Consider the following 11,825-nt stretch of genomic DNA (forward strand, 5'->3'; position numbering starts at 1 on the left):
CGCGCCCCAGTGCGGCTTTTCCGCCATGGCGGCCAACTTCTACGGCAGCCGGGTCATCAGCCTGGGCGCGCTGATGGCGGTGTTCATCGCCACCAGCGACGAGGCGGTGCCGCTGCTGCTGGCGGTGCCCGAGCGCTGGGGCGACCTGGCGGTGCTGCTGGCCTTCAAGGCGGCGCTGGGCGCCGCGGTGGGCGCGGTGCTGGACCTGGCGCTCCGGCGGCGGCTGCCCGCCTCCATGCGGGGCGGTTACACCGGCCACGCCGGCGAGGTGGACTGCCACGAGCACCACGAGGAAAAACAGAGCCTTGTGTGGGCGGCGGCGGTGCACACCGTGAACATCTTTTTGTGGGTGCTGGCCCTGAGTGTGGTCATCGGCCTTGTGATCGAGGGCGTGGGCGAGGAGAATTTCACCGGTTTCCTCACCGGGCTGGGCCTGGCCCAGCCTCTCTTCGCGGCGCTGCTGGGCCTTGTGCCCAACTGCGCCTCCAGCGTGCTGCTCACCCAGCTGTATCTCTCCGATGCCATCGGCTTTTCGTCGGTGACGGCGGGCCTTTGCGCCAACGCGGGCGTGGGCCTGCTGGTGCTGTTCCGCGCAAACCCCAGCCTCAGGCAGAACCTGTTCATCACCGGCCTGCTCTGGGCGGTGGGCGCGGGCTGCGGCATGCTGCTGACGCTTCTGGGCTTTTGAATCAACCGAAAAGGCGGGGCGCCTGCCCCGCCTTTTCCTGCGCTGCGGCGGACGTAAAACTGCACAAAATTTGCACGATCGGCTTTTTGCGTTTTAGCGAATTGTGCGCCGCGCCCGGGCGCTGTATAATCAAATCAAGAATAAGGATCTGGGCGGATGCCCGCCCTTGAACGCGGAAAGGAGAACTTCCCATGATCATCAAAAACGGACAGGTTTTTCATTCCAGCGGCCGGTTCATCCCCGCCGACGTGGAGCTTGCGGGCGACCGCATCGTGAAGGTGGCCCCCGCAGGCACCCTCCACGGCGAGGACGAGCTGGACGCAGCCGGCAGATACGTCACCCCCGGCTTTGTGGACATCCACATCCACGGCGCGGCCGGCTCTGACTTCTGCGACGGCATGGACGGCAGCGACAAATACGTGCGCGCCATGCAGAAGTATCTGGGCAGCCAGGGCGTGACCAGCTTTTTGGGCACCACCATGGCCTTCAGCGAGGAGATCCTGGACCGCATCTTCGACACCGCCCGGCCCATCTTCGGCCAGGAGGGTTACGGCGCGGTGCTGCGGGGCGTGAACATGGAAGGCCCCTTCTTCAACAAGGCCAAGAAGGGCGCCCAGGCCGAGGAATACATCATCGACCCCGACTGGGAGATGTTCCAGCGCCTGTGGGAGCGCAGCGGCCACAACATCCGCCTGGTGGACGTGGCCCCCGAGCTGCCCGGCGCGCTGGAGTTCGCCCAGAAGGCCGGCAAGCTGTGCACCGTGTCCGTCGCCCACACCTGCGCCACCTATGAGCAGGCCGCCGATGGCTTTGCCAACGGCTTCACCCACACCACCCACCTGTTCAACGCCATGCCCGCCTTCACCCATCGCGCCCCCGGCGTGGTGGGCGCCGCCAGCGACTTTGCCGAGCACATCGAGATGATCTGCGACGGCATCCACCTGAACCCTGCGGTGGTGCGGGCTGTGTTCAACATGTTCGGGCCGGACCGGGTGTGCATCATCAGCGACGCCATGCAGGCCTGCGGCATGCCCAACGGCGAATACAGCCTGGGCGGCCAGAAGGTGTTCATGACCGACGGCCTGGCCACCCTGGCGGACGGCACCATCGCCGGCAGCGCCACCTGCCAGGCCGAGGGCTTCCGCCGCGCCGTGAAGTTCGGCGTGCCGCTGGAAAGCGCCCTCAAGGCCGCCACCATCAACCCGGCCAGGGCCGCCGGCCTCGACGACGAGGTGGGCAGCATCGCCGTGGGCAAGCGGGCGGACGTGCTGGTGCTGGGCGCCGACCTGCACCCCGAGCACATCTTCATCGGCGGCAAAGAACTGTGAGGAACAGAGCATGACCACCTTCCTGTGCTATGACAAATGCTCCACCTGCCAGAAAGCGCAAAAATGGCTGGACGAACAGGGCGCGGCCTACACCGCCCGCCCCATCCGGGAGCACAACCCCACCGCCGCCGAGCTGGAGGGCTGGCTGGCCCAAAGCGGCCTGCCGGTCAAACGCTTCGTGAACACCAGCGGCCTGCTTTATAAATCCATGGGCCTGAAAGACAAGCTGCCCGCCATGACCGACAGCGAGGTCTGCGCCCTGCTTGCCACCGACGGCATGCTGGTCAAGCGCCCGGTGCTCGTCACCGAAAAGGGCGTCTGCCCCGGCTTCAAGCCCGAGGAATGGGCAAAGCTGCTGTGAAAAAACAAAAAGACCGGGCCACGCGATTCCTCGCGCGGCCCGGTCTTTGTTTCAGATTCAGAAGGGCAGAAGGGGCAAAAGCCGCTCTGCAACGAACACGGTGGCGCAGGCGCAGGCGGCCACCGTCACCAGCCCCTTGCCGGCCAGGGCTACCCCCAGGGCCACCGCCAGCGCCGCGGCGGCGCTTACCGGGCTTTCGGTGGCCGAGAGGATGGCCGGGAAGGTCATGGCCGAAAGGCAGGCGTAGGGCACATAGTACAAAAAAGACTGCAAACGCCGGTTGCGTATCTTTTTCTGCAAAAGGGTCAGGGGCAGCATACGGATGAGGTAGGTCACGCCCGCCATCACCAGAAGATACCAGGCAAGGCTCATCGCACAGCCTCCTTTCCTTCGCCGGCCTCGGGTGGAACGTCCATGGGGAACAGCCAGGCCCCCAGCGCGGCCGCCGCCAGCGTGCTGATGACGATGGCAAAGCCGCTTCCCACCGCCCGGGAAAGGGGCGTCCAGGCAAAGATGCAGCTCACGGTGACCGCCGCGGCCACCACCGCCTGCACCGGCTTTGACTGGCGCATGGGCGGCACCACGATGGCGATGAACATGCTGTAAAGGGCCACCCCCAGGGCGCTGCGCACGGCGGGGGAGAGCACCGCGCCCGCCACCGCGCCCACCACGGTGCCGCCGGTCCAGCCCAGGATGGGCAGGGCGGCCAGGCCGTACATGTAGGCGGGGGTCAGGGGGGCGGCGCGGCCCATGGCCACCGCGAAGATCTCGTCGGTGTTGGCAAAGGCTGTCAGCATCCGCCGCCGGGTGGTGAATTCCGGGCCCAGGCGCTGGCTCAGCGAAAGGCTCATCAGGGCGTAGCGCAGGTTGATGACCAGCTGGGTGAGCGCCAGCTCCACCAGCGGGCCGTGGGCCAGGATCACCGTCAGCCCGGCAAACTGCCCGGCGCTGGTCATGTTGGTCAGGCTGATGAGCCCCGCCGCCAGCGGCGACAGCCCGCCGTTTACCGCCAGGATGCCGAACGTAAAGCTCACCGAAAAGTATCCCACGCCAATGGCCAGCCCGTCCCGCAGGCCGGACGCGTATTCGCCTTTCATCCCTTCGCCTCCGCTCAATGGTATGTCACCGGGCTTCATTATACTACCAATATCGCGGCAAAGCAACAAAAGCCGGCGGCGGCCAGGTTCGGCCTTGTGCAGGCGGGACAAACTGTTTATAATAGAAACAAGGGCCGCCGCTCGCTTCAGCGGCCCACCCTCCAAAGGAGACAGATGTTTCATGCCTTACAAAGCGATCATTCTGGATGTGGACGGCACGCTGGTGGCCCACGGCGAGCCCTCGGCCCGCCCGGCGGTGGCCGGGATGGTGCGCCGGGTGCAGGCCCTGGGCGTGAAGGTGGTCATCGCCACCGGCCGCACCTACTACGCCATGAACACCTCCCTCCTGGGCGGCATCAAGCCGGACTATGCCGTCTGCGCCAACGGCGCCCAGGTGCTGGACGGCGAAGGGCGCCTGCTGGCCAGCGGCGACTTCACCCCCGAAGAGATGTACGCCCTGGTGGACTACTTCGAGGACTTCGACTACCCCCTGGCATTCTGCTTTTCCGACAGCTACTACGTCTATGTGGAGTTTGAAAAAATGTGCGGGTTCTACGAAGCCGTCACCGGCCACCGCAAGTTCGTGCTGGACGGCGAAGACCAGGAGCGCCATCTGCGGGATATGCCCTTCGGGGCTTTCGGCATCCTGCCGCCCGAGGCGGTGGAGGGCTTCCGGGCCCGCTACGGCCATCTGGGGCTGCAGTTCGTGCCCTACCATCCCGGCTATTACGACATCAACCGCGCCGGCGTCAACAAGGCGGTGGGGGTCAAAAAGCTGATGGAGCTCACCGGCTGGAAGGCCGAAGAGCTTTTGAGCATGGGCGATAACGAGAACGACATCCCTCTGATGCGGCTGGTGGGCCGGTCCTGGTGCATGGCCAACGGCACCGAGGCGGCCAAAGCCGCCGCCAGCGCCATTGCGCCCGCCGTTACCGAGGAGGGCGTGGCCGCCGCGCTGCAAAAGGAGTTTTTCCCCCATGAGCTTTGAACCGGTGTTCGGCCCGGCCAGCCGGGCGCTCATCCTGGGCAGCTGGCCCAGCCCCGAAAGCTGGCGCCAGGGCTTTTACTACGGCCACCCCCGCAACCGGTTCTGGCCGCTGCTGGCGCGGCTGTGCGGCGCGCCGGCCCCGGCCACGGTGGAGGAAAAACGGGCGCTGATCCTGCAAAACGGCCTCGCCCTCTGGGACGTGCTGGAACGCTGCACCGTCATCGGCGCACAGGACGCCTCCATCAAGGACCCGGTGCCGGTGGACCTGGCCGCCCTGCTGGAAAAAGCGCCCGTCGAAGCGGTTTTCTGCAACGGGGCCACGGCCTTCCGCTTTTATGAAAAACTGCTTCGCCCGTCGTGCGGCATCGCCGCCGTGCGCCTGCCCAGCACCAGCCCCGCAAACGCCGCCTTCGGCATGGAAAAGCTGGCCGCCGCCTGGGGCGCGGCGCTGAGGCCCTGGCTTTCATCCCCGCATTGATTTAACTGCTTTACTGTGGTAAAATGATCACAAACCGCGGGCGCACCCGCCCGCACAGGAGAAGCAAAGCATGAGCAAGATCATAGAGATAAAAAAGAGACCCGCCGCTCCCTGGTACATCGCCGGGGCGGTGTGGGTGGCGGGGGCGCTGGCGCTGCCCATCTATGAGCTGTGGGCGCTGGGCCTTACCGCCGCCGTCTCTGTGGCGGCGCTGGCCGCGGCCTTCAAGCTCTGCCCGCCGGTCATCGTGCAAAAAGAGGTGCCCTGGCTCACCGGCCGGGAGGACGCGGACCAGATGCTCGGCCGCATCGACGCGGACCGCAAGCGCCTGCTGGAGCTGGACGAGCGCATCCCCGACGACGCCCTCAGCGCGGCCATCCGCCGCATGTCCGCCGCCTGCGCCGGCATCCTCGCCCAGCTGGAAAAGGACCCGGACAAGGCCCCCCATGTGCGGCGCTTTGCCAACCACTATCTGCCGGACGCGGTGAAGATCCTCACCCTCTACGCCGAGATGGAACAGGCGGGCGTCTCGGGCGAGAACGCCGAGGAGGTGCGCAGGCAGGTGGAGGCGAACGCGGCGGTCATCGCCACCGCCTTTGAAAACCAGCTGGACAGCCTCTATTCCGCCGCGGCGCTGGATCTGGACGCCGACCTGGAAGTACTCAAAGGCATGCTGAAAGGGCAGGGCCTTGTGGAATAATTTCAAAAGCGAAAGGAACGAACGACCATGGACGAAAACAATATGAGCCCCGAACTGACCCTGGACGCCGTGCCCACCCTCACCCTTGACCCCGCCGCCGACGAGGCCGCTGCCGCGGCTGCCGCCGAGGAGGAGAAAAAGGTCGAGCCGGTGATGATCGAAGAGACCCGCCTTTCCCCCGAAGAGCAGAAGATGGTGGACGATTTTGCCGAGAAGATCGACGTGACCAACAGCCAGATGGTGCTGCAGTACGGCGCGGCCACCCAGAAGAAGATCGGCGATTTCAGCGAGACCGCCCTGGACAAGGTGCGCACCAAGGACCTGGGCGAGACCGGCGAGATGATCGCCAACCTGGTCACCGAACTGAAAGGCTTCGACGCCCAGGAGGAGAGCAAAGGCATCTTCGGCTTCTTCAAGCGGGCCGCCAGCGGCATCGAGGCCATGAAGGCCAAGTACGCCAAGACCGAGGCCAACGTGGAGAAGATCGAGGCCGTGCTGGAGGGCCATCAGGTGCAGCTGCTCAAGGACGTGGCCATGCTGGACAAGATGTACCAGATGAACATGCTCTACTTCAAGGAGCTCACCATGTACATCCTGGCGGGCAAGAAAAAGCTCAAACAGGTGCGGGAAGGCGAGCTGCAGGCCGCCATGGACAAGGCCAGGGCCAGCGGCCTGCCCGAGGACGCCCAGGCCGCCCGGGACCTGGCCGACATGTGCGACCGCTTTGAGAAAAAGCTCTACGACCTGGAGCTCACCCGCAACGTGTCCATCCAGATGGGCCCCCAGATCCGCCTCATCCAGAACAACGACACCATGATGGCGGAAAAGATCCAGACCAGCATCGTGAACACCATCCCCCTGTGGAAGAGCCAGATGGTGCTGGCCCTGGGCCTGGCCCACAGCCAGCAGGCCATCGAGGCCCAGCGGGCGGTGAGCGACATGACCAACGAGCTGCTGAAAAAGAACGCCGCGGCCTTAAAGCAGGGCACCATCGACGCGGCCAAGGAGTCCGAGCGGGGCGTTGTGGACATCGAGACCCTGCAGGCCACCAACAGGAGCCTCATCGAGACCCTGGACGAACTGAGCAGGATCCAGTCGGAGGGCCGCGCCAAACGCGCCGCCGCCGAGGTGGAGCTGGGCCGCATCGAGGGCGAACTGAAACAGAAACTGATGGAGCTGCATAACTGATGAAAGGTCCGTGTAAACTGGAACAGCTGCTGCCCGCGCCCCTGAAGAACAGGGCGGTGGCGGCGGCCGCCGCCTGCCTTCTGGCCGCCGGCTCGGTCTTCGGCATCGGCGGGGCAAAGCTGGCCGCCTGCGCAAACAGCACCGCCGCCGCCTTTTCCGACGGGATGCATTCCATCGCCGCCGACCTGGACGCCCGCCTCAACTCGGCGGCAAACCTCGCCACGGTGGCCGAAAAGGTCGGCGGGGTCAGCGCCGGGTCCGCCGAGGCGGTGCGCAGCGCCGTGGACGCGGTGAACGCCGCCGAAGGCCCCGCCGCCAAGGCCGCCGCCGACGCCGCGCTGGACAGCGCGGTGAACGCCCTCTACGACGAGGCCGCGGCCCTGGCGGACGCGAACCAGTATGACCTGCTGGCCGGGGAGCTTGCCGAGTTCAACAGCAGGGGAAATACCATCCGGAACAACGACTACAATTCCCGGGCGCAGGAGTTTAACGACACCCTGGCCGGCCAGCCCGCAAAGCTGATCGGGGCGCTCTGGGGCATCGAGGAGGCGGAATATTACCGATGAAACAGGTAAGACGCACCCTCGCCGGCCTGGCACTGGCGGCGGTTCTGCTCACCGGCAGCGTTTTTGCGGCGGTGCCCGCCGCCCCTGAGGGCAGCTGCGTGCTGGACGAGGCGAACGTGCTCAGCGAGCGCACCGAACAGGCGGTGAACGATTTGACCATCGCCCTGAGCGAAGCCTGCGGGGCCGAGATCGCGGTGCTGACGGTGGATTTCACCGGCGCCTCTTCCACCGCCGACTATGCCGCCGACACGCTGAACAGCTGGGGCGTGGGCGACAGGGACAAAAACAACGGCGTTCTTCTTCTGCTGGTGATCGGCGCGGAGGACTACTACTGTACCGTGGGCACCGGCCTGGAAAAGGAACTGACCCCCCAGAAGATCGACGACCTGCTCTGGAACAACCTGGAAGACGGGTTTGCCAAGGGCGATTATGACGCGGGCGTCACCGCCTTCGCAAACGCCATGTACGACGAGCTGTGCGGCATCTACGGCGTGCAGCCCGGCCAGAGCGCCGGCGGCTCCGTGGCTCCCGCGCCGGAGCGGCCCTCCTTCCTGGCGCGCATCGGCGGCTTCCTCACGATGGTGATCGTGCTTTTGGTGCTTATCGCGTTGGTGGTGCTGGGCAGCATCCTGCACCCGGTGCGCTATGTGCGTACCCGCTGGTTCGGCTACAGCTACCCGCCCCTCCCGCCCCGGCGGCACTTCTACGGCGGCTGGCGCCGGCGGCCTCCGCCGCCGCCCCGCCCGCCCCATTCCGGCGGCCCCGGCGGCTTCGGCGGGTTTGGCGGCGGGCCCTCCCGGCCGTCCTCGTCCTCCCGCCCCAAGAGTTTCGGCGGATTTGGCGGCGGCAGCGGCCGCGGTTCCGGCGCGGGCCGGCGCGGCGGCGGCTCCCGCTCCGGCGGCTCCCGTTCCGGCGGCGGTGCGGGCCGGCGCAGGTAAAAACAGCGCTTTTCCGGCGCACTCCATCGGCCTGCCGATGGGGCGCGCCTTTTTTGTCCGGCAAGAGCCGGAAGGCGTATTCGACAAAAATGTGACATTCCTTTTGTCAGTTCCGACATAAATACATTCATGTATGTATTTTTTATTGACAAGACCGCACCACCGCGGTATCATGGTGTCGTAAAAGAGGTGCAACATGGCCAGACAACATTCTTCCAAGGATACCCGCGAGCGGATCATCTCCGCCGCCGTCGAAAAATTTATGGAAAAAGGCTACTCCAAAACCACGCTGGAGGACATCGTGCAGCATGTGGGGCTTACCCGGGGGGCCTTTTACTGGAATTTTGAGAGCAAGAAGGATATCCTGGATGAGATCGTTGCCCGCTACCAGCAGTTCTACCGCAACATTTACAGCAGCTACCGGCATTTTGATTCCGCGCGGGACACCCTGCGGGATTTCCTGTTGGTGAACCTGCGCAGCAAGAACACCATGAACCCCTATGTGATGATTATCCGTTACAAGGTGGAGGCCAGCCAGGAGGTGTCCAACCTCACCGAGCGGCAGACCGAGATGGACAAGACCTTTTTGGAGACCATCCGCAAAGAGGTGGCCCGCGGCCAGCAGCAGCAGGTGTTCCGCACCGACAAGCCGGCGGAAATGCTGGCGCTGGTGCTCTACACCTACCTGCTGGGCTTCGAATCCTACAACACGGCGCACCACATCAATGCCCAGGGAAAATTCATGCCCGACGAAAAGATCGTGGAATATGTGGATTTTCTGATGGAGATGCTGCAATCCTGACCGGTGATGTGTAGTATTTTTTATTAAAATATACATACATGTATGTATTTCGTAAAAAGGAAGGAGACAAATTTATGGAAAAAGGCGCATTCAAGGGGAAACATTTTCTGGCGCTGGAGGATTTCACCCCGGAGGAGCTGCGGTACCTGCTGGACCTCTCGCTGAAGCTGAAGGCGGAAAAAAAGCAGCATGTGGACCAGCGCAGGAACATCGGCCAGAACATGCTGATGCTGTTTGAGATGGAGTCCACCCGCACCCGGTGCTCCTTTGAGACGTCGGCCCAGGACCTGGGCATGGGCACCACCTACCTGTCCAACTCCCACTTCGGCACCAAGGAGACCATCAAGGACTCCATGCGGGTGTTCTCGGCCATGTACGACGTGATCGCCTACCGGGGCATGGATCACGCCCAGCTGCAGGAGATGGCCAGGGAGTCCACCATTCCCATCATCAACGGCTACACCATGCACGAGCATCCCACCCAGATGCTGGCGGACTTCATGACCCTGGACGAGGTGTACGGCCGGGAGGGCTACAAGGGCAAGACCTTTGTGTACATCGGCCGGGGCGGCGCCTGCTGCGCCTTCTCCTACGCGGTGGCCTGCGCCATGTTCGGCATGAACTTCAAGTTCATCACCTCCTATATGACGCTGGACGAGGCGGTGTCCCGCCTGTCGCCGGAGGAGCAGAAGCTGTTCTACCAGGAAGTGCCCAGGGGCACGCCGGTGGCGGGCTGGTCCGGCGCCATGCCCGACGACCAGAAGAAGTTCATCCGCGAGCTGTACGCAAAGTACAACCCCCAGTGTACCTTTACCGAGACCGAGGACGTGAACGAGGTGAAGGGGGCGGACGTGGTCTCCACCGAGAACTGGGGCTTCTTCACCAACAAGGCCATCACCTGGCTGCCCGGCATCGTGAAGTACAAGAAGTACCAGGTCAACCGGGAGCTGATGGCCAAGACCGAGAACCCCAACGCCATCTTCCTGCACATGCTGCCCGCCACCCACAACGCCGACCACAGCGCGGCCCGCAAGCTGGTGGACTCGGTGGACGACCCCGAGCTGAAGAAGTTCCTGGAAAAGGGCTTCGAGGTCACCGACGAGGTGTTCGAGGACAACGCGGCCTACATCTTCCGGGAGGCGGAAAACCGCCAGCACACCATCAAGGCTGTCACCTACGCCGTCCTGGGCGACGACGTGGAGGGCTGATACAGGCCCCCGGCCAACCGCTGCACCGGCCGGAGGCGCGAGCACAAACAAGAGAAAAAGGAGGAACCTATGTATTTCTTGAGCCTGATCCCCATCTTAGTGGCCTTCGTCATGATTATGAAGACCAAGCGGGCCTTTGAGTCCTGCATTGCGGGCATCCTTTCCGCCATGGTGATCTACGCCTTTGAGAGCGGCGAGTGGAACCTGCCGGTAATGTTCTACAACTTCCTGGCCGACACCTGCAGCGATCCGAGCTACATGTGGGTCATCATCTTCACGCTGTTTGTGGGCGTGGTGACACAGGTGCTGTACGATTCCGGCGCCACCCGCTCCTTCACCAACTGGGTCACCAGCAAATACGCCAGCGACAGCAAGCGCTCGCTCTTCTCCATCATCGTGCTGTCCATCATCGTGTACGCCGACGAGTTCCTCAAGGCCGCGGTGCTGAACTCCTACGGCCGCACCATCGGCAAAAAAAACCGCCTGCCGGTGGAGATGGTGGGCATCCTGATTATCTCGCTGTGCATCCCGCTGGTGAGCTGGATCCCCATGGCCACCTGGTCGGTGTACTTCGTGCAGCTGATGGAGGGGGCCGGCATCACCTCCAACGGCACGCTGGACTTCGTGACCAAGGTGCTGCCCTTCTTTATCTACCCCATCATCCTGTTCGTGCTGATCGTGCTGTTCTCCGCCGGCGTGCTGCCCGGCTTCGGCACCGTGAAAGAGGCAATGCAGAAGGTCAAGGACGGCACCTACGACTTCTCGGTGTACGGCATCCGGGACGAGGAGCTCACCGAGGATCTGAAGGCCAAGCCCATCGACTTTGTGGTGCCCCTGCTGATCCTGCTGGGGTTCGGCATCTACTACAACGGTGATCTGGCGGTGGCCTGCATCATCGTCACCTTCATCGAGCTGATCTGGTTCGTCGCCCGGCGCATCATGACCTTCTCCGAGTTCATGGACAGCTTCTGGAAGGGCATGATCTCCATGTTCAAGCCCACCGTCTACCTGATGGTCGGCTATGCCCTCACCACGGTGGTGGAGCTCATCGGCTTCCCCGAGATGGTGCAGTCGGTGGCGAGCATCCTGGTGCCCGGCGCTGTGCTTGCCTTCTTCTTCGTGGCGGCCACCGCCATCGGCACCCTCACCGGCATCTTCTGGCCGGTCACCTCCCTGTTCATCACCTCCTGCCTGCCCATCACCGACGCGCTGGGCATCAGCCCCTTCGTGCTGTGCGCGGTGATCTTCTCGGCGGCCACCTTCGGCACCACCATCAGCCCCCGCGGCGCGCTGGTCATGTATATCGGCGAGGAACTCAACTCCAACCCGGTGGACCTGATGAAGAGCGAGCGCCCCTACGCGCTCATCGCCGGCGGCGTCACCCTGGCGGTGTATCTGGTCCTGGGCTTCATCCTTGTATAAGCCCCGGCCGTGGTGTATTGTGATTTTTAATGTATGAGTCAACGAAAGGAGAATCATCATG

General features: G+C 64.0%; 14 protein-coding genes. 12 read left to right on the forward strand and 2 right to left on the reverse strand.

Annotated features, from left to right (window positions below; translation table 11 throughout):
- The 3 genes from ACH2AT_RS09530 to ACH2AT_RS09540 form a co-directional block, all read left to right on the forward strand.
- Nucleotides 1-688: putative manganese transporter (locus ACH2AT_RS09530; protein ID WP_394965551.1), on the forward strand; the 688-nt coding region annotated here is incomplete at its 5' end.
- Nucleotides 689-879: 191 nt separating this feature from the next.
- On the forward strand, nt 880-2,016 hold the full coding sequence (gene nagA, locus ACH2AT_RS09535; protein WP_394965553.1) for an N-acetylglucosamine-6-phosphate deacetylase: 1,137 nt from the start codon (nt 880-882) through the stop codon (nt 2,014-2,016).
- Nucleotides 2,017-2,026: 10 nt separating this feature from the next.
- Nucleotides 2,027-2,377, forward strand: a complete 351-nt coding sequence (locus ACH2AT_RS09540) for an arsenate reductase family protein (protein ID WP_330057175.1) — start codon at nt 2,027-2,029, stop codon at nt 2,375-2,377.
- A 57-nt stretch (nt 2,378-2,434) separates the two neighbouring features.
- Here the strand turns inward: ACH2AT_RS09540 and ACH2AT_RS09545 are convergent, their stop codons facing one another.
- Complete coding sequence (locus ACH2AT_RS09545) at nt 2,435-2,749, reverse strand: AzlD domain-containing protein (protein WP_394965555.1); 315 nt, start codon at nt 2,747-2,749, stop codon at nt 2,435-2,437.
- On the reverse strand, nt 2,746-3,474 hold the full coding sequence (locus tag ACH2AT_RS09550; protein ID WP_394965556.1) for an AzlC family ABC transporter permease: 729 nt from the start codon (nt 3,472-3,474) through the stop codon (nt 2,746-2,748). Before ACH2AT_RS09550 ends, ACH2AT_RS09545 begins: the two co-directional genes overlap by 4 nt.
- A 181-nt stretch (nt 3,475-3,655) precedes the next feature.
- Between ACH2AT_RS09550 and ACH2AT_RS09555 the strand changes: the two genes are divergently transcribed.
- The 9 genes from ACH2AT_RS09555 (at nt 3,656) to ACH2AT_RS09595 (ending at nt 11,764) form a co-directional block, all read left to right on the forward strand.
- Nucleotides 3,656-4,462, forward strand: coding sequence for an HAD hydrolase family protein (locus ACH2AT_RS09555; protein ID WP_394965558.1), 807 nt, complete (start codon nt 3,656-3,658; stop codon nt 4,460-4,462).
- Entirely contained in the window at nt 4,452-4,940 is a 489-nt protein-coding gene (locus tag ACH2AT_RS09560) for a DNA-deoxyinosine glycosylase (RefSeq protein ID WP_394965560.1), read from the forward strand. Before ACH2AT_RS09555 ends, ACH2AT_RS09560 begins: the two co-directional genes overlap by 11 nt.
- Nucleotides 4,941-5,010: 70 nt before the next feature.
- Nucleotides 5,011-5,640 carry a 5-bromo-4-chloroindolyl phosphate hydrolysis family protein gene (locus ACH2AT_RS09565; RefSeq protein WP_394965562.1) on the forward strand — a complete coding sequence of 210 codons (630 nt, stop codon included), beginning with the start codon at nt 5,011-5,013 and terminating at the stop codon, nt 5,638-5,640.
- 27 nt (nt 5,641-5,667) lie between these two features.
- Nucleotides 5,668-6,828 carry a toxic anion resistance protein gene (locus ACH2AT_RS09570; protein ID WP_394965564.1) on the forward strand — a complete coding sequence of 387 codons (1,161 nt, stop codon included), beginning with the start codon at nt 5,668-5,670 and terminating at the stop codon, nt 6,826-6,828.
- Entirely contained in the window at nt 6,828-7,394 is a 567-nt protein-coding gene (locus ACH2AT_RS09575) for a LemA family protein (protein WP_394965565.1), read from the forward strand. Before ACH2AT_RS09570 ends, ACH2AT_RS09575 begins: the two co-directional genes overlap by 1 nt.
- The gene (locus tag ACH2AT_RS09580; protein WP_394965567.1) at nt 7,391-8,332 is read left to right on the forward strand and encodes a TPM domain-containing protein; all 942 of its coding nucleotides are present in this window, start codon (nt 7,391-7,393) and stop codon (nt 8,330-8,332) included. The genes ACH2AT_RS09575 and ACH2AT_RS09580 overlap by 4 nt, the downstream gene beginning before the upstream one ends.
- 196 nt (nt 8,333-8,528) lie before the next feature.
- Entirely contained in the window at nt 8,529-9,134 is a 606-nt protein-coding gene (locus ACH2AT_RS09585; RefSeq protein WP_394965569.1) for a TetR/AcrR family transcriptional regulator, read from the forward strand.
- 74 nt (nt 9,135-9,208) lie between these two features.
- Entirely contained in the window at nt 9,209-10,342 is a 1,134-nt protein-coding gene (locus ACH2AT_RS09590) for a hypothetical protein (RefSeq protein WP_177521768.1), read from the forward strand.
- Between the two features lie 69 nt (nt 10,343-10,411).
- Nucleotides 10,412-11,764, forward strand: a complete 1,353-nt coding sequence (locus tag ACH2AT_RS09595) for a Na+/H+ antiporter NhaC family protein (protein ID WP_394965571.1) — start codon at nt 10,412-10,414, stop codon at nt 11,762-11,764.
- Nucleotides 11,765-11,825: the final 61 nt, after the last annotated feature.

The organism is Candidatus Allofournierella excrementigallinarum, assembly GCF_944388085.1.
Taxonomy (GTDB): Bacteria; Bacillota; Clostridia; order Oscillospirales; family Ruminococcaceae; genus Allofournierella_A; species Allofournierella_A excrementigallinarum.